The sequence below is a fragment of the Polymorphospora rubra genome, assembly GCF_018324255.1.
In the GTDB taxonomy this organism is placed as follows: Bacteria; Actinomycetota; Actinomycetes; order Mycobacteriales; family Micromonosporaceae; genus Polymorphospora; species Polymorphospora rubra.
This window is the reverse complement of the sequence record NZ_AP023359.1, coordinates 3,430,818-3,446,244: the sequence shown is the minus strand read 5'-3', so window position 1 is coordinate 3,446,244 and position 15,427 is coordinate 3,430,818. Positions and strand designations below refer to the sequence as shown.

Below are 15,427 nucleotides of genomic sequence, written 5' to 3'. Positions count from 1 at the left end.
GTGGTCGGCCGGTCAGGACTCGAGTTCCGGGATCTCGACGCGCCGGCCCTCGCGGGCCGACTGGATGCCGAGTTCGGCGAGCTGCACGCCGCGGGCTCCGGCCCACAGGTCCCAGGTGTACGGCGTGTCCTCGACGACGTGGCGCAGGAACAGCTCCCACTGTGCCTTGAACCCGTTGTCGAACTCCTCGTTGTCGGGCACGACCTGCCACTGCGAGCGGAAGTCCTCGGTGGCCGGCAGGTCGGGGTTCCACACCGGCTTCGGGGTCGTCGACCGGTGCTGGATCCGGCAGTTGCGCAGGCCGGCGACGGCGCTGCCCTCGGTGCCGTCCACCTGGAACTCGACCAGTTCGTCGCGGTAGACCCGGACCGCCCAGGACGAGTTGATCTGTGCGACAACCTTGCCCTGACCGGGCCGGTCGATCTCGAAGATGCCGTACGCCGCGTCGTCGGCGGTGGCGTCGTACGCCTCGCCGGCCTCGTCCCAGCGCCGGTCGATGTGGGTGGAGAGGTGGGCGTTGACCGAGGTGACCCGACCGAAGATCTGCTCCAGCACGTAGTGCCAGTGCGGGAACATGTCGACGGTGATGCCGCCGCCGTCGGCGGCCCGGTAGTTCCACGAGGGACGTTGGGCGGCCTGCCAGTCACCCTCGAAGACCCAGTAGCCGAACTCGCCGCGGATCGACAGGATCTGCCCGAAGAAGCCGCCCTTGACCAGCCGGTCGAGCTTGCGCAGCCCGGGCAGGAAGAGCTTGTCCTGCACGACACCGTGCTTGATGCCGGCGGCGTCGGCGAGCCGGGCCAGGTCGACCGCGCCGGCCAGGTCCTCGGCGGTCGGCTTCTCGGTGTAGATCGCCTTGCCGGCCTCGATGGCCAGCCGGAGCGCCTTCTCCCGCTGGGCGGTGACCTGCGCGTCGAAGTAGATCTCGACGTCGGGCCGGGCGAGTGCCGCGGTCAGGTCGGTGGTCCACTCGGTGAGGCCGTGCCGGTCGGCGATCTCGCGCAGCTTGGTCTCGCTGCGGCCGACCAGCACCAGTTCCGGCCAGAGCCGGTCGCCGCCGCTCAGCGGCAGGCCGCCCTGTTCGCGGATCGCGAGCAGGGAGCGGACGAGGTGCTGCCGGTAACCCATCCGGCCGGTGACACCGTTGAGTACGATCCCGATGGTCTTGCGGGCCATGCGGCTGCCTCCTCGGCCAACGTCGCGTGTCGCGCGGGATGCTCGGGGAGAGCATCAGGCAAGCGCTTTCCTGCTGGAGGTTACCGATACCGCATCGGTTTGGGCAAGGGCTTTCCCACGCATTCGTCGAGGGTCGCGGCGCGCTATCCTCACGTTCATCCGGCATCGGGCGGCCGGGGAAGGGCTGGACCGATGGCCACCTTGGCGGATGTCGCACGGCGGGCGGGTGTCTCACCCGCGACCGCCTCCCGGATCATCAACGGCAGCCCCAAGCCGGTGACCGAAGGGCTGCGCGAGCGGGTGCTCGCCGCGGTCGAGGAGTTGCAGTACGTCCCGAACGCGCACGCCCAGCTGCTGGCCCGTTCGCACCGCAGCGCGGTCGGCGTCATCGTGCACGACGTCTCCGACCCCTACTTCGCCGAGATCACCAAGGGCCTGCAACGGATCGCCACCGAGAACGGCCGGCTGGTCATCATCTGCAACAGCTACCGGGACCCGGACAAGGAACTCGAGTACGTCGAACTGCTGCGTGCCCACCAGGTCGCCGCCATCATCCTGGCCGGCTCCGGCTACCACGACGAGTCCTACACCACCACGCTCGACAACAAGCTGCGGGTCTACGAGGCGACCGGCGGCCGGGTGGCCGTCATCGGCCGGCACCAGCACGCGGGTGACGCCGTCGTACCGGCCAACACGACCGGCGGCCACCTCGCGGCGACCGAACTCTACGAACTGGGCCACTCCCGGATCGGCGTCATCGCCGGGCCGGCGCACCTGACCACCACGACCGACCGGCTGGCCGGCATCCAGCAGGCGGCCGCCGAACACGGGCACACCATCGCGCCCACCCACATCACGTACGCCGACTTCGACCCGCCCAGCGGCGCCACCGCGACCGCCCGACTCCTCGAGGCGCACCCGGACATCACCGCCATCGCCGCACTGAACGACTCGATGGCGGTCGGCGCCCTGCGCCACCTGCGTCAGGCCGGCCTCACCACACCCGGCGACGTCAGCCTCATCGGGTTCGACGACATGCCCGTCGCGCAGGACGTCACCCCCACCCTCACCACCGTGCGGCTGCCGCTGGCCGACATGGGCGCCCGGGCGATGACCCTGGCGCTGCGCCCGCCCGACGACACCGCGACGCCCCAGATCGAGGAGGCCGGCGCCACGCTGGTCCGCCGGGAGAGCACCGCGCCGCCACGCCGCTGACAGCTTGCACATCCCTCGTACGCATGTTCGAATAGGTCGCATGCGCTGGGACAACCTGTCGGCTCCCCCCGAAGCAGGAGTCCCAGGAGGGGCAGCGCCAGCGGCCCCACCCCTGCCGCTGGCGCTGCCCGACGCAACGGTCCGCACCTTCGACACCCCCGAGTTCGCCGGGATGACCTTCTACGAGGTGCGCGCCAAGTCGATCGTCAACCGGGTGCCCGGCACCTCCCGTGTGCCGTTCGAGTGGACGGTCAACCCCTACCGCGGCTGCGGCCACCGGTGCACGTACTGCTTCGCCCGCAACACCCACACCTACCTCGACCTCGACGCCGGCCAGGATTTCGACAGCAAGGTCGTCGTCAAGGTCAACGCGGGCGAGTTGCTGCGCCGTGAACTGGCCGCGCCGAAGTGGCGGGGCGGGCACATCGCGATGGGCACCAACGTCGACTGCTACCAGCGCGCCGAGGGCCGCTACCGGCTGATGCCGGAGATCATCGCCGCGCTGCGTGACTTCGCCAACCCGTTCTCGATCCTGACCAAGGGCACGCTGCTGCTACGTGACCTGCCGCTGCTGCGCACGGCGGCGGAGGTCACCAGCGTCGGCATCGCCTACTCGATCGGTTTCGTCGACGAGTCGCTGTGGCGTTCGGTCGAGGCGGGCACCCCCGGCCCGCGCCGGCGGCTCGCCGCCGTACGCACGCTGACCGAGGCGGGTTTCCGGGTCAACGTGCTGATGGCACCGATCCTGCCCGGGTTGACCGACACCGACGACGCGATCGAGGCGACCGTGTCCGCCATCGCCGCCGCCGGCGCGGCCAGCATCACCCCGATCCCCCTGCACCTGCGCCCCGGCGCCCGGGAGTGGTACGCGCGCTGGCTCGCCCGTGGGTTCCCGCACCTCGTGCCGCTCTACCGGGAGCTCTACCGGGCCGGCTCCTACCTGCCACAGGCCTACCAGCGGGAGCTGGTGGCCCGGGTCCGGCTGGCCGCCCGCCGCCACGGCCTGCACCGTTTCGAGCCGGAGGCCGCCCCGGAGCCGCCGCCACCGGCCCGGCCCGAACAGCTCACCCTGCTCTAGCGGCCGGCATGGCGATGCTGGCCGGCACCGGGCCGCCCGCCGGTCACCGCCCTGCGGGGCCGGCCAGGAACTGGTCGGCGTACGACGCCGATGGCTCGATCGGCGTGATCACGTCGATGAGCACCCCGTCCGGGGCGGCCACGATGAAGTGCCGCTGACCGAAGTCCTCGCTGCGCAGCGGCAGCTCCTCGGTCAGCCCGGCAGCGCCGACCAGCCGCTCGTGCTCGGCGTCGACATCGGACACCTCGAAGTTCAGAATGAGCCCCCGCACCGGCACCCGATACCGCTCCGGGAGCGTCTCGTGGGTGTGGTCGAGCAGCGCCAGCTCGTAGTGCGGCGGCTCGGGACGGCGCAGGCTGACGTACCAGTCGGCCTCAAACGTCACCTCGAAGCCGAAGTGCCGGGTGTAGAAGGCGCGGGAAGCCGCGACGTCGGCGGTGCAGATCACCGGATAGAAGCTGTCGAGCCTGCTGCTCATCGGACCTCCAGATCAGGTTCACATACTTTGGGTACGCGAACGACGCTAGTAACATACCCGGGGTATGTCAACGCGACGGGGAGTGTGACCATGACCTCCAGGGCCGAACAGCGGGCGGCGACCAGGCGGGCGCTCCTGGCCGAGGGCCGGCGCCGGTTCGCCCGCGACGGCTTCCACGAGGTGGTCCTGGCCGAGGTCGCCCACGGCATCGGCGCGACGAAGGGCGCCGCCTACCACCACTTCGGCAGCAAGGCCGGCCTCTTCCACGCCGTCGTCGAGGAGGCGCAGCGCGAGGTCGCCGAGCGGGTGGCCGGGGCCGCCGCCGAACACGACGACCCGTGGGAACAGTTGCTCGCCGGCTGCCGGGCCTTCCTGGCCGCCAGCTCCGACCCCGACCTGCGGCGGATCATCCTGATCGACGCGCCGACCGCGCTCGGCTGGAACGAGTGGCGGGCGCTGGACGAGTCGTCGTCCGCACGGCACCTGGCCGAGGCACTGGAATCCCTGATCGCCGCCGGCGTCATCGCACCACAGCCGGTCGAGCCGCTGACCCGGCTGCTGTCCGGGGCGATGAACGAGGCCGCTCTGTGGCTCGCCCAGGCCACCGGACCGACCCCGGGCGGCCAACGCGACGGGTCCGCGCTGGACGCCACGATGGCGGCGCTGACCCGGCTGCTCGAGGGTCTACGCCGGCCGCCCGGGTGACGGGCGGGCCGGGCCGGCGCCGTGCGGGATATCGTCGCAGGGTGCGTGATGCCCTGCAGATCCTGGCCGAAGCCCGCGTGATCGCGGTCGTCGGCGCCTCCCGTGACCCCCACAAGCCGGCGCACAGCGTGCCGCTGCAGATGCAACGGCACGGCTGGCGGATCATCCCGGTCAACCCCTACGCCGGCGACGAACTCTTCGGCGAGCGGGTGTACGCCTCGCTGGCCGACGTGCCGCACCCGGTCGACATGGTCAACGTCTTCCGGCCGGCCGCCGACGCGGTCGCCGTGGTCCGCGAGGCGATCGCCGTCGGCGCCCCGTCGGTCTGGCTGCAACTCGGCATCGTCTCGCCCGAAGCGCGCCGGCTCGCCGAGGAGGCCGGTGTCGACTACGTCGAAGACCGCTGCCTGGCCGTAGAACGGGCGGTCGGCGGGCTGAGCCTGACATAGCAGGGCGTCGCTCCGAACAGGACGGTGGTCGCCCGGCGACCGTTGACAGCGTCGCTACTCTGCCCGAGAACCACGACCGAACGTGACGATCGAGCAGGTGCCATGAGCTATCCGCCGCCAGTAGACCACCGGGCCCCGTACCGACCGTACGATCCCTACGCCTCGCCGCCCGGCTCCCCCACCGGCTGGGACCAGCCGGGCACGCCGGTGAGCGGCTACCCGCCGCAGCCCGGCTACCCGCCACCGGCCTACGCGGCCCAGCCCGGTCACCCGCAGCCCGGATACCCGCAGCCCGGATACCCCCAGCCGGGTTATCCGCCGCCCGGATACCCGCCGGCGCGCACGAACGTCATGGCGATCCTGTCGCTGGTGCTCCTCCTCTTCTTCGCGCCGGCCAGCATCGTTCTCGGCCACATCGCGAAGAAGCAGATCCGGCAGACCGGTGAGCAGGGTGATGGCCTGGCCACCGCCGGCCTGGTCGTCGGCTATCTCATCACGGCCGCATATGTCCTGCTCTGGGTCGTGTGGGCCGTCCTGGTGTTCTGAGCCGGCCCGACGAGCAGCTGCTGAGCCCCGCCCGGCGCCGGGCCGGGGTCACCGGAACTCGGCCTCGCGGACACTGTTGCCGCCATCGACCACGATCATCTGCCCGGTGATGTACGACGCGGCCGGCGAACACAGGAAGGCGATCGGCGCGGCCACCTCGTCCGGGGTGCCGGGGCGGCCCACCGGCGTACCGAGGCCCTGCTTCAGCTCGGCGACGGTGGACGCCGCCGTGTAGATCGTGCCCGGCGCGACCGCGTTCACGGTGACCCCGTCGGCGACCATCTCCATCGCCAGCGCCCGGGTCAGCCCGATCACCCCCGACTTCGCCGCCGCGTACGCCGCCTCGGTCGGCAGTGCGTTGACCGGACCCGCGGTCGCGGCCAGGTTGACGATCCGGCCCCAGCCGCGCTCCGCCATCCCGCCGATAAAGGCGCGGCTGCACAGGAAGGCGGTGGTCAGATTGCGGTCGATCTCGGCCCGCCACTCGTCGTAGGTGAGCTGAGCGACCGGGCGCAGCACCTCGGGGCTGGCCCGGCTGGCCAGCCCGGCGTTGTTGACCAGCACCTCGACGTCACCGAGTTGTTCGGAAACCGCGTCGGCGAGGGCACCGACCTCCGCCTCGTCGGTCAGGTCGGCGACGAAGCCGGTCGCGCCCAACTCGGCCGCGCGTTCGTGGATCCGCCGGGTGGTCGACACGATCGCGACCCGGGCGCCGAGGCCGCGCAGCCGCCGGGCGGTGGCGTAGCCGATGCCGTCGGCGCTGCCCGCTCCGGTGACCAGTGCGACCCGGCCGTCGAGCCGGAGCGTCGCCGGGCCGGGCTCGTCGGCGGCGCCGCCGTCCAGGATGTCGGTGGTCCGCTCGCCGGCGCGTACGTCGAAAGCCATGCCGCCGATCCTGCCCGGTCCCGGCGGCGCCGGCAACGACGCCCACCCGTTACGGTCCCGTGCCCAGGTGTCGGAGTTCGTCGCTGGCCGGTGGCGACTACCCTGGCGGCGCATCCTTCGAAACGACGGAGTTGAGTTCATGAGCTATCCCCAGCAGCCGGGCAACTGGTCGGATCCGTCCTGGCCGACACCGCAGCCGGGTTACGGCAACCCGTCCTACCCGGTCAGCGGGCAGCCGGTCGGCAAGGACGCCTACCCGGTGTCCGGCTACCCGCCGCAGTACGGCTACCCGGTGCCGCCCACGCCGACGACCAACGGCATGGCGATCGCCGCGCTGGTGTGCTCGCTCATCGGGCTGGCGACCTGCATCTCGGCTCCGGTCGGCGCGATCCTCGGACACGTGGCCCGCCGGCAGATCCGGGAGCGGGGCGAAGCCGGTGACGGCATGGCGCTGGCCGGCATCATCATCGGGTGGATCGTCACCGGCCTGTACCTTCTGGCCGTCATCGGCTACATCGCCCTCATCGCCTTCGTCATCAGCGCCGACACCACGACCAGCACCTACTGACCTTCGGGAGCGCTCCGTGGACAAGCCCGACGGCGAACCGACGGCGACCGGCGCGCCGGGCGCGACCGGCATCCCGACACCGGGACCGGCCAGCCTCGACAAGCCGGCGCCGCCGCCAGGCCCGGCCGACAGCGGCCGGACGGTGTCCGGGCCGGCCCGGACGTCGTGGCCCGGCCCGGCCCTGGGCCGTCCGTTCCCACCGCCCCGGCCGACCAACACCACGGCCGTCACCGCCCTGGTGGTGGCGCTGGTCAGCCTGGCCACCTGTCCGTTGGTCGGGGGCGTGGCCGTCTACCTCGGCAACCGGGCCCGTACGGAGATCCGGTCGACCGGCGAGCAGGGTGACGGCCTGGCCCTGGCCGGGGTGATCGTCGGCTGGTGCGCGATCGGGATCAGCGCGCTGTTCCTGCTCTTCATGGTGGCGTACTTCGGGTTCTTCGCGATCATGTTCGGCGCGATGTTCGCCACCGGCGTCTAGTCCTGTGGCGGAGTGAACTCCGACGTACGCGTCAGACCGGCCGCCCGCCCCTTGGCCGCGATCACGAGCGCCATCTTGCGGGACGCCTCGTCGATCATCTCGTCACCGAGCATGACCGCGCCGAGCCGCCCGCCGGCCTCCGAGGTGCAGTGGTCGTACGCGTCGAGGATCAACTCGGCGCGGTCGTAGTCGTCCTGCGCCGGCGAGTACACCTCGTTGGCCGCCTCGATCTGGCCGGGGTGCAACACCCACTTGCCGTCGAAGCCCAGCGCCGCGGAACGCCGGGCCACCTCGCGGAACACGTCGACGTCGCGGATCTGCAGGAACGGCCCGTCGATCGCCTGTTTGTCGTGCATCCGGGCGGCCATCAGGATGCGCATCAGGATGTAGTGGTAGGGGTCGCCCGGGTAGTCGGGTAGCAACGCCCCGACCACCAGCGACCTCATGTTGATCGAGGCCATGAAGTCGGCCGGTCCGAAGATGATCGTCTCGACCCGGGGCGACGCCGCCGCGATCGCGTCGACGTTGACCAGGCCGGCGGCGTTCTCGATCTGTGCCTCGATGCCGATTCCGCCGACCGGGAGGCCGATCGACTTCTCGATCTGGGTGAGGGTCAGGTCGAGCCACTCGACGTGCCCGGCCGTCTGCACCTTCGGCAGCATCACGCAGTCGAGGTTGGCGCCCGCCCCCTCGACCACCTCGACCACGTCCCGGTACGTCCACGGCGTGGTGAGGTCGTTGACCCGTACGGCCCGGGTCTTGCCGTCCCAGCCGCCCTCGTTGAGGGCCGCCACCACGTTCCGGCGGGCCTCGGGCTTGGCGAGCGGCGCGACCGCGTCCTCCAGATCCAGGAAGACCTGGTCGGCGGGGAGTCCGCGGGCCTTGTCGAGCATCTTGCGGCTCGACCCGGGGACCGCCAGGCAGGACCGGCGGGGACGTCCGACTGCGGCCATCACGGCTCCTTTCCACACGGACGGTCGCCACCTCGGCGATCGACACGGGCACCGTATCCGGGCGACGGCGTACCGGGTTCCGGGTGTGCAGGATCTCACCGCGCCGGGCGGACGGGCTGGCTCAGGGCAGCGGATCGGCAACCGGTGGTTCCGGCCGGCGGGCGGCGCGGCTTCCGCCGAGTACGACGACGGCGACGCCGACCAGCAGCAGGGCCAGGCCGGGCAGTGCTGCCAACCGGGGCACCTGTCCCAGCCAGGCCCACGCGATGAGGGCGGCCGCCGGCACCTCCAGCAGGATCAGGATGCTGACCGTGGTCGCGGACACCTTTCGCAGGGCATAGCTGAACATCGAGTGGCCGAGCAGCTGGGCGCCCGCGACCAGCCCGAGGATCGCCAGCCAGGTCGAGTTGTCGAAGCCGGTCAGCGGCACCCCGGCCAGCAGGCAGACCAGCAGCAGGACCAGCCCGCACGTGCCGTAGCAGATCGTGGTGTAGGTGATGGTGCTGGTCGCCCGGCGGGCCTGCTCGCCGAAGGCCGTGTAGACGGCGGCGAAGATGGCCCCGGCGACCGCGAGCAGGTCGCCGGTGACCGCCTCGGCGGACAGGCCGAGGTCGGGTCCGGTGGCCAGCGCCGCCCCCACCACCGCCACCGAGATGCCGATCCACGCGACCGTGGGCAGTCGCCGGCCCTGACCCAGCGCGATCAGGCCCTGCCACACCGGCTGGGTCGCCACCAGGGCCGTCGCGGTCGCCACCGAGGTGAGTTTGGCGCTCGGTATCCAGGTGGCGAAGTGGACCGCCAGCGCGAGCCCGGCGAGCACGCTGAAGAGCAGGGCCCGGCGCCCGTCGCCACGGACCAGTGCCCGCAACTCGTCCCGCCGCCGCAGCAGCGCGACGGGCCCGAGCAGGGCCACCGCCAGCCCGTTGCGCCAGAAGGCGATCGCGAGCGCGGGTGCGGCGGCGAAGGCGATCAGCGGCGCGGACGACGACACCGCGACGATGGCGATCGAGATGGACGCCATGGTCAGCGGGTCGACAGTCGGCCGGTGCACGATCAACCATCCTGACACGCCGATCCGACCCGATCGGCCGGCAGTGATGATCACCTCCAACCTGATGCACTGTCCGTGAACAGCCAACTACGGTGTTTGCACCGTCCTCTCCCCCTCGGAGGCTGATTCACCGATGACCCCGTTTCGCGCGGTGCTGTTCGACTTCTTCGGCACGCTGACCACGGCGGTCCGGCGCGGACCGCGCCACGCCGTGATCGCGCAACTGCTCGGTTCCGACCTGGCGACGCTCACCACCGTCCTGGACCGGACCTACTACACCAGGGCCAGTGGGATGTTCGGCTCGGCAGAAGCCGACCTGCGCTTCGTGTGCGACCGGATGGGCACTCGGCCGTCCGACGACGCCCTGCGCGCCGCGCTCACCATCCGGGCCGACGTACTGCGGGCCGAGACCCGGTTGCGGGCCGACGCCGTGTCGACCCTGCGGACCGTACGCGACCAGGGGCTGCGCACCGCGTTGGTCAGCGACTGCACGTACGAGGTGGCGGCATACCTGCCACACCTGCCGATCGCCACGCTGCTCGACACGCTGGTGCTCTCCAACGAGGTCGGCGAGTGCAAACCCGCCGCCCCGATGTATCTCACCGCCTGCGAGCGGCTCGACGTCACGCCCGAGGAGTGCCTCTACGTCGGCGACGGCGGCAGCCGTGAACTGACCGGTGCGGCCGAGGTCGGCATGACAGCGGTCCGGTTGGCAGCCCCCGACCTGCACCAGCATCTGACGTTCGACGCCGACACCGGCTGGGTCGGCCCGAACGCGGTGAGCCTCAGCGACGCGGTGGGCATGCTGGATCCGGCGTTCCAGCGGCACCTGCCCCGCGCCGGCGTGGCCCCAACCGCCCGGGGATGCGACCGGCCGCGGGCCACCACGACCGTGCGGGACCGCCCCCCGGTACGGCAGGATGCAGGGCGTGACTGACGAGGCAGGCACCCCGGCACCGGGACCGCTGGTCGAAGAGGCCGTCAAGAAGGCCGCCGTGGCGTGGGTGACGGTCGGCGACCGGCCCGCGCTCGCCCTCTGGTGCCTACCGCTCGACGGCGCCCTCTACGTCGTCAGCGGGCCGGGCGAGCAGTCCGCGCCCGGACTCGCCGAGACCACCACCGCGGCGGTGACCCTGCGCGGCGATCACGGTGGACAGATCGTGACCTGGCCGGCGGCGGTCACCCGGATCACGCCTGACTCCGACGAGTGGACGACCGTGGCGCCACAGGTCGCGGCGAAGCGGCTGAACGCACCGGGCAGCGCCGCCGACCTGGTCGCCCGCTGGGCGGACGGCTGCACGCTGAGCCGGCTCGCGCCGGCCGGCGAGCCACTGGCCGCCGGGCCGACGCTGCCCGACAACTCGCTCGCCGCCCCGCCCCGGCCCAGCCCGGCGGTACGGCAGACCAGGAAACCGTTCCGGTTGCACCGGGTCCGGCGCCGCTGACCGTCGACGGCGGACGGGTCGACGGGTCAGCCGACAAACGGCGGGACGGCGATCTCGCCGCGGGCGATCGGGACCACGTGCCCGGTGACCGTCGCGGAGACTGCCGCCCCGCCGACCGCCGCCACCGTGCAGTCCAGGCTGGACGGGCGGCGCAGCTCGGCACCCTGCCGGACCGCGTACGCCGACTCGCCGTCGGGCGGCAGCAGACCGCTGGCCACCAGCCACACCCCCATGCCGAGGGCGGCCGAACCGGTGGCCGGATCCTCCACGACACCCGTACCCGGAGTGAAGACCCGGGTGTGCGCGGTGCGTTCCTCCGCCGACCAGGCCAGCACGCTGATGTGCTCCACCCCGAGACGCTCGGCCCCGGCCACGTCGATCAGCGCCCGGCTTACCGACTCGGCGCGGACCGACAGGTAGGGGAACTCCAGACCGCATCCGGCGACCCGGGGCACGTGGCCGGCGTAGTCGCCGGGGGTCAGGCCCACGATCGACAGCAGCGGCTCGGGGTCGAGTTCGGGGCCGAGCGTCGGGGCGGCGCCGGTGAGGGTGGCCCGGTTCTGTGCCACGTCGATCGGCAGCAGGCCGGCCTCGCACTCCTGGGTCACCCGGCCGGCGGCGAAGAGGCCGCGCCGGACCGAGGTGACGGCGGCGCCGACGCTCGGATGACCGGCGAACGGCAACTCCTGCCCGGGTGTGAAGATCCGGGCCCGGTACGTCGCCCCGGCCTGCGTCGCCGGCAGCACGAACACCGTCTCGGACAGGTTGAACTCCTGGGCCAGCGCCTGCATCTGCTCGCCCGCCAGACCCTCGGCGCCGAAGACGACGGCAAGCGGATTGCCGGCGAACGGCCGGTCGGTGAAGACGTCCACGATCTCGTACGCCAAGGTCGACATGGTCGGTAACGATAGGCGGTCCGACCCACGGGACCACAGCGTGTCCACGCAGGTCACCGGCGACGCGACGGCCGCCGGCCGAACCCGCTTCCGAGCAAGATCCGTGGGTCAGCCCCTAGGCTTGACCCGTGACGATCGGGAACCGCGTGTACATCGCCCGACTCGCCGGCCTCGCCGTCTTCGACCCGAACGGCGACCAGGTCGGGCGGGTCCGCGACGCGGTGGCGAGGCTGCGTACCACCAGCCGTCCGCCACAGGTCGTCGGTCTGGTGGCGGAGATGCCGATGCGTCGCCGGATCTTCCTGCCGATCAACCGGATCACCTCGATCGACAGCGACGCGGTCGTCCTCAACACCGGCACCCTCAACCTGCGCCGGTTCGAGAAGCGTCCCAACGAGCTGCTGGTGCTCGAAGACCTCCTCGACCGGCGGGTGACCATGGAACCGGCCGAACGGCCCGGCGTCGTCGTCGACGTCGCCATGGAGAGCAACCGGACCGGCGAATGGTCCCTGACCCGGCTCGCCGTACGCGGACAGACCGGCCGGCTCGGCCGCCGCGGCCAACTCCAGCAACTCGACTGGGACCGGGTCCGCGGGCTCATCGGCGTACCCGACACCAGGGGCACCGCCAACCTGCTGGCGGTGCTCGACCAGATGCGCCCGGCCGACCTCGCCAACGCGCTGCAGGACCTGCCCGACGGGCGGCGCAACGAGGTCGCGGCGGCCCTCGACGACGAGCGGCTGGCCGACGTACTCGGCGAGCTGCCCGAACACGACCAGGTGGAGATCCTCACCGCGCTGGGCCGGGAACGGGCCGCCGACGTACTGGAGGAGATGGACCCCGACGACGCCGCCGACCTGCTGGGCGAGCTTCCGCCGCCGGAGCAGGAGGTGCTGCTCGACCTGATGGAACCCGACGAGGCCGACCCCGTCCGGCAACTGCTGAAGTACAAACCGGGTACGGCCGGCAGCGTGATGACCTCCGAACCGGTCATCCTCACCCCCGACGCCACGGTCGCCGAGGCCCTGGCCCGCATCCGCGAACCCCAGCTCCCGCCGGCGGTCGCCGCGCAGGTCTTCGTCGCCCGCGCCCCGATGGCCACCCCCACCGGCAAATACCTCGGCGTCGTGCACTTCCAGCGCCTGTTGCGCGAACCGCCGGCCGAAATGCTCGGCGGCGTGGTCGACAACGGCATCGACCCCTTGCAGCCGTCCACGCCGCTTCCCGAGATCACCCGCCGGATGGCCACCTACGACCTGGTCGCGATGCCGGTCGTCGACGCCGCCAACCGGCTGGTCGGGGCGGTCACCGTCGACGACGTACTCGACCACTCGCTGCCCGCCGACTGGCGCGACCGGGACGCGCCCACCCCCGGCGCGCGCCCCGCCGCCACCGCGACCGCCGAAGGCCGGGCCGATGGCTGAGCCCCGCCGGGCGCAGCGGCTCGACCAGCCGCGCGAACGCAACCGCATCACCCTGCCCCGGTTCGACCCGGAAGCGTTCGGTGCCTGGTCGGAGGGCATCGCCCGGTTCATGGGGACGGCGAAGTTCCTGGTCTACATGACCGTGGTGATCCTGCTCTGGATCGGCTGGAACGTGCTGGCCCCACCGACACTGCGCTTCGACCCGTACACGTTCACGTTCCTGACCCTGGTCCTGTCGCTTCAGGCGTCGTACGCGGCGCCGTTGATCCTGCTCGCCCAGAACCGCCAGGCGGACCGGGACCGGGTGGCGCAGGACGAGGATCGGCGGCGCGCCGCCATGCAGAAGGCGGACACCGAATACCTGTCCCGGGAGATCGCGTCGTTGCGTATCGCCATGGGTGAGGTCGCCACCCGCGACTTCCTGCGTTCGGAGCTGAGCCGGCTCGCCGAGGAACTCGACGACCAGGCCCAGCGCCGGCAGCGGCTGGAACGCATCCAGCAGCACCGGGAGTTGCGCGGGACCGGGCCGCGGGGCGACCGCAACGGGTTCGAAGAGCCGTACGACGACCTCGGCAACCGCTGAACCGCAAAGGTACGGCGCCCGAAAGACCGCGTCCGGAAAGACCGGCGCCGCGCGCCCCAAGGGGCGGGGCGCGCGGCGGTCTTCAACGATCGTTGCACCAGGTCGGGTACGGCGTCCAGCCTGAAAACCACAATCTACAAAGAGCCGCCCAGGACGGACGAGCTGCCTATAATGCCGCACCGGCCGGCCATCGGCGTACATCACACCCGCCCACCGCAGCCGCCGGACCCCGCCGTCACCCGACGTAACATGGCCGCATGTCTGCACCCGTGAGCACCGTCGAGGAAGCCATCCAGGCCGCCCTCGCCACCGTCGACGACCCGGAGATCCGCCGCCCGATCACCGAACTCGGCATGGTCCGATCAGCGGTGATCGACGACGAGGGCGTCGTACGGGTCGAACTGCTGCTCACCGTCGCCGGCTGCCCGCTCAAGGACAAGCTGCGTACCGACATCACCGCCGCCGTCGGCGCCGTACCCGGCGTCGAACGGGTCGAGATCGAGTTCGGCGTGATGAGCCCCGAACAGCGCCAGTCGCTGCAGGCCAGGCTCCGTGGCGGCGGCGCCACCGAAGAACCGGTCATCCCGTTCGCCCAGCCCGGCTCCCGCACCCGCGTCTACGCGGTCGCCAGCGGCAAGGGCGGGGTCGGCAAGTCCAGCGTCACCGTCAACCTCGCCGCCGCGCTCGCCGCCCGCGGCCTGGCCGTCGGAGTCGTCGACGCCGACATCTACGGCCACTCCGTACCCCGCATGCTGGGCGCCGACGGCCGCCCCACCCGGGTCGAAGACATGATCATGCCGCCGCAGGCGCACGGCGTGAAGGTGATCTCCATCGGCATGTTCACCGCCGGCAACGCCGCCGTCGTCTGGCGCGGCCCCATGCTGCACCGCGCCCTCCAGCAGTTCCTCGCCGACGTCTACTGGGGCGACCTCGACGTACTCCTGCTCGACCTGCCCCCCGGCACCGGCGACGTCGCCATCTCCCTGGCCCAACTCCTGCCCAACGCCGAGATCCTCGTCGTCACCACCCCGCAGGCCGCCGCCGCCGAAGTCGCCGAACGCGCCGGCGCGATCGCGCTGCAGACCCACCAGCGCCTCGTCGGCGTCGTCGAGAACATGTCCTGGCTCGAACTGCCCGACGGCACCCGCATGGAGGTCTTCGGCACCGGCGGCGGAGCCACCGTCGCCGACTCGCTGACCCGCGTCGTCGGCGCCCAGGTCCCGCTGCTCGGCCAGATCCCGCTCGACACCCGGGTACGCGAGGCCGGTGACGCCGGTACGCCGATCGTGCTCGCCGAGCCGACCGCACCCGCCTCGGTGGCCCTGCAGGCAGTCGCCGACCGGCTCGCTGTACGCCGCGAATCCCTGGTCGGCAAGCCCCTGGGCCTACGACCGAACTGAGTTTGGCTGGCTGTGTTTGCTGTGTTTGCTGGCCCCGCCTCCGGCGGGGCTGGCTCGCTCCGCGTCGCGCCGCCCTATGCACCGTCTTCGCCCTGCG

General features: G+C 71.9%; 18 protein-coding genes. 12 read left to right on the top strand and 6 right to left on the bottom strand.

What is annotated here, in order from left to right; translation table 11 throughout:
- Nucleotides 1-12 precede the first annotated feature (12 nt).
- Nucleotides 13-1,176: a Gfo/Idh/MocA family protein gene (locus Prubr_RS15825; RefSeq protein ID WP_212826188.1), complete on the bottom strand. Its 1,164-nt coding sequence runs from the start codon at nucleotides 1,174-1,176 to the stop codon at nucleotides 13-15.
- Nucleotides 1,177-1,368: 192 nt separating this feature from the next.
- Here Prubr_RS15825 and Prubr_RS15820 point away from each other — a divergent pair, with 192 nt between their 5' ends.
- Nucleotides 1,369-2,391 (top strand): LacI family DNA-binding transcriptional regulator, encoded by a 1,023-nt coding sequence (locus Prubr_RS15820; RefSeq protein ID WP_212826186.1) that lies wholly within the window; start codon nucleotides 1,369-1,371, stop codon nucleotides 2,389-2,391.
- Between the two features lie 40 nt (nucleotides 2,392-2,431).
- Nucleotides 2,432-3,469: an Rv2578c family radical SAM protein gene (locus tag Prubr_RS15815; RefSeq protein ID WP_212826184.1), complete on the top strand. Its 1,038-nt coding sequence runs from the start codon at nucleotides 2,432-2,434 to the stop codon at nucleotides 3,467-3,469.
- 43 nt (nucleotides 3,470-3,512) lie between these two features.
- Here Prubr_RS15815 and Prubr_RS15810 read toward each other — a convergent pair whose 3' ends face one another.
- Nucleotides 3,513-3,947, bottom strand: coding sequence for a VOC family protein (locus Prubr_RS15810; RefSeq protein WP_212826181.1), 435 nt, complete (start codon nucleotides 3,945-3,947; stop codon nucleotides 3,513-3,515).
- 90 nt (nucleotides 3,948-4,037) lie between these two features.
- Between Prubr_RS15810 and Prubr_RS15805 the strand changes: the two genes are divergently transcribed.
- The 3 genes from Prubr_RS15805 to Prubr_RS37675 all read left to right on the top strand — a co-directional run bounded on the left by Prubr_RS15805 (nucleotide 4,038) and on the right by Prubr_RS37675 (nucleotide 5,647).
- On the top strand, nucleotides 4,038-4,652 hold the full coding sequence (locus Prubr_RS15805) for a TetR/AcrR family transcriptional regulator (RefSeq protein ID WP_212826179.1): 615 nt from the start codon (nucleotides 4,038-4,040) through the stop codon (nucleotides 4,650-4,652).
- A gap of 41 nt (nucleotides 4,653-4,693) precedes the next feature.
- On the top strand, nucleotides 4,694-5,101 hold the full coding sequence (locus Prubr_RS15800; protein WP_212826177.1) for a CoA-binding protein: 408 nt from the start codon (nucleotides 4,694-4,696) through the stop codon (nucleotides 5,099-5,101).
- A gap of 102 nt (nucleotides 5,102-5,203) precedes the next feature.
- Nucleotides 5,204-5,647 (top strand): DUF4190 domain-containing protein, encoded by a 444-nt coding sequence (locus Prubr_RS37675; protein WP_212826175.1) that lies wholly within the window; start codon nucleotides 5,204-5,206, stop codon nucleotides 5,645-5,647.
- A gap of 48 nt (nucleotides 5,648-5,695) precedes the next feature.
- Here the strand turns inward: Prubr_RS37675 and Prubr_RS15790 are convergent, their stop codons facing one another.
- Nucleotides 5,696-6,532, bottom strand: coding sequence for an SDR family NAD(P)-dependent oxidoreductase (locus Prubr_RS15790; RefSeq protein ID WP_212826173.1), 837 nt, complete (start codon nucleotides 6,530-6,532; stop codon nucleotides 5,696-5,698).
- Nucleotides 6,533-6,671: 139 nt separating this feature from the next.
- Here Prubr_RS15790 and Prubr_RS15785 point away from each other — a divergent pair, with 139 nt between their 5' ends.
- Nucleotides 6,672-7,100, top strand: coding sequence for a DUF4190 domain-containing protein (locus Prubr_RS15785; RefSeq protein ID WP_212826171.1), 429 nt, complete (start codon nucleotides 6,672-6,674; stop codon nucleotides 7,098-7,100).
- A 16-nt stretch (nucleotides 7,101-7,116) separates the two neighbouring features.
- Nucleotides 7,117-7,578 (top strand): DUF4190 domain-containing protein, encoded by a 462-nt coding sequence (locus Prubr_RS15780; RefSeq protein WP_212826169.1) that lies wholly within the window; start codon nucleotides 7,117-7,119, stop codon nucleotides 7,576-7,578.
- Here Prubr_RS15780 and Prubr_RS15775 read toward each other — a convergent pair.
- Both Prubr_RS15775 and Prubr_RS15770 read right to left on the bottom strand, forming a co-directional pair.
- Complete coding sequence (locus Prubr_RS15775; RefSeq protein WP_212826167.1) at nucleotides 7,575-8,531, bottom strand: HpcH/HpaI aldolase/citrate lyase family protein; 957 nt, start codon at nucleotides 8,529-8,531, stop codon at nucleotides 7,575-7,577. The genes Prubr_RS15780 and Prubr_RS15775 overlap by 4 nt on opposite strands.
- Before the next feature lie 121 nt (nucleotides 8,532-8,652).
- The gene (locus Prubr_RS15770; protein WP_212828091.1) at nucleotides 8,653-9,552 is read right to left on the bottom strand and encodes a DMT family transporter; all 900 of its coding nucleotides are present in this window, start codon (nucleotides 9,550-9,552) and stop codon (nucleotides 8,653-8,655) included.
- A gap of 163 nt (nucleotides 9,553-9,715) precedes the next feature.
- Here Prubr_RS15770 and Prubr_RS15765 point away from each other — a divergent pair, with 163 nt between their 5' ends.
- Both Prubr_RS15765 and Prubr_RS15760 read left to right on the top strand, forming a co-directional pair.
- Nucleotides 9,716-10,519 (top strand): HAD family hydrolase, encoded by an 804-nt coding sequence (locus Prubr_RS15765; protein ID WP_212826165.1) that lies wholly within the window; start codon nucleotides 9,716-9,718, stop codon nucleotides 10,517-10,519.
- Nucleotides 10,503-11,027 carry a hypothetical protein gene (locus Prubr_RS15760; protein WP_212826163.1) on the top strand — a complete coding sequence of 175 codons (525 nt, stop codon included), beginning with the start codon at nucleotides 10,503-10,505 and terminating at the stop codon, nucleotides 11,025-11,027. Before Prubr_RS15765 ends, Prubr_RS15760 begins: the two co-directional genes overlap by 17 nt.
- A gap of 26 nt (nucleotides 11,028-11,053) precedes the next feature.
- Here the strand turns inward: Prubr_RS15760 and Prubr_RS15755 are convergent, their stop codons facing one another.
- Nucleotides 11,054-11,923: a PhzF family phenazine biosynthesis protein gene (locus Prubr_RS15755; RefSeq protein WP_212826161.1), complete on the bottom strand. Its 870-nt coding sequence runs from the start codon at nucleotides 11,921-11,923 to the stop codon at nucleotides 11,054-11,056.
- A gap of 128 nt (nucleotides 11,924-12,051) precedes the next feature.
- Between Prubr_RS15755 and Prubr_RS15750 the strand changes: the two genes are divergently transcribed.
- The 3 genes from Prubr_RS15750 to Prubr_RS15740 all read left to right on the top strand — a co-directional run bounded on the left by Prubr_RS15750 (nucleotide 12,052) and on the right by Prubr_RS15740 (nucleotide 15,330).
- The gene (locus tag Prubr_RS15750) at nucleotides 12,052-13,347 is read left to right on the top strand and encodes a magnesium transporter MgtE N-terminal domain-containing protein (RefSeq protein WP_212826159.1); all 1,296 of its coding nucleotides are present in this window, start codon (nucleotides 12,052-12,054) and stop codon (nucleotides 13,345-13,347) included.
- Nucleotides 13,340-13,930 (top strand): DUF1003 domain-containing protein, encoded by a 591-nt coding sequence (locus tag Prubr_RS15745; RefSeq protein ID WP_212826156.1) that lies wholly within the window; start codon nucleotides 13,340-13,342, stop codon nucleotides 13,928-13,930. The genes Prubr_RS15750 and Prubr_RS15745 overlap by 8 nt, the downstream gene beginning before the upstream one ends.
- 257 nt (nucleotides 13,931-14,187) lie before the next feature.
- A complete protein-coding gene (locus Prubr_RS15740; protein ID WP_212826154.1) occupies nucleotides 14,188-15,330 on the top strand; it encodes an Mrp/NBP35 family ATP-binding protein in 1,143 nt (380 codons plus the stop codon).
- The last annotated feature ends 97 nt before the right edge of the window (nucleotides 15,331-15,427 follow it).

Bases quoted from the DNA above. Each gene is read 5' to 3' on its own strand.
- Prubr_RS15825 (WP_212826188.1), bottom strand. From the start codon at position 1,176: ATGGCCCGCAAGACCATCGGGATCGTACTCAACGGTGTCACCGGCCGG.
- Prubr_RS15820 (WP_212826186.1), top strand. From the start codon at position 1,369: ATGGCCACCTTGGCGGATGTCGCACGGCGGGCGGGTGTCTCACCCGCG.
- Prubr_RS15815 (WP_212826184.1), top strand. From the start codon at position 2,432: ATGCGCTGGGACAACCTGTCGGCTCCCCCCGAAGCAGGAGTCCCAGGA.
- Prubr_RS15810 (WP_212826181.1), bottom strand. From the start codon at position 3,947: ATGAGCAGCAGGCTCGACAGCTTCTATCCGGTGATCTGCACCGCCGAC.
- Prubr_RS15805 (WP_212826179.1), top strand. From the start codon at position 4,038: ATGACCTCCAGGGCCGAACAGCGGGCGGCGACCAGGCGGGCGCTCCTG.
- Prubr_RS37675 (WP_212826175.1), top strand. From the start codon at position 5,204: ATGAGCTATCCGCCGCCAGTAGACCACCGGGCCCCGTACCGACCGTAC.
- Prubr_RS15790 (WP_212826173.1), bottom strand. From the start codon at position 6,532: ATGGCTTTCGACGTACGCGCCGGCGAGCGGACCACCGACATCCTGGAC.
- Prubr_RS15785 (WP_212826171.1), top strand. From the start codon at position 6,672: ATGAGCTATCCCCAGCAGCCGGGCAACTGGTCGGATCCGTCCTGGCCG.
- Prubr_RS15775 (WP_212826167.1), bottom strand. From the start codon at position 8,531: ATGGCCGCAGTCGGACGTCCCCGCCGGTCCTGCCTGGCGGTCCCCGGG.
- Prubr_RS15770 (WP_212828091.1), bottom strand. From the start codon at position 9,552: ATGGCGTCCATCTCGATCGCCATCGTCGCGGTGTCGTCGTCCGCGCCG.
- Prubr_RS15765 (WP_212826165.1), top strand. From the start codon at position 9,716: ATGACCCCGTTTCGCGCGGTGCTGTTCGACTTCTTCGGCACGCTGACC.
- Prubr_RS15760 (WP_212826163.1), top strand. From the start codon at position 10,503: ATGCAGGGCGTGACTGACGAGGCAGGCACCCCGGCACCGGGACCGCTG.
- Prubr_RS15755 (WP_212826161.1), bottom strand. From the start codon at position 11,923: ATGTCGACCTTGGCGTACGAGATCGTGGACGTCTTCACCGACCGGCCG.
- Prubr_RS15745 (WP_212826156.1), top strand. From the start codon at position 13,340: ATGGCTGAGCCCCGCCGGGCGCAGCGGCTCGACCAGCCGCGCGAACGC.
- Prubr_RS15740 (WP_212826154.1), top strand. From the start codon at position 14,188: ATGTCTGCACCCGTGAGCACCGTCGAGGAAGCCATCCAGGCCGCCCTC.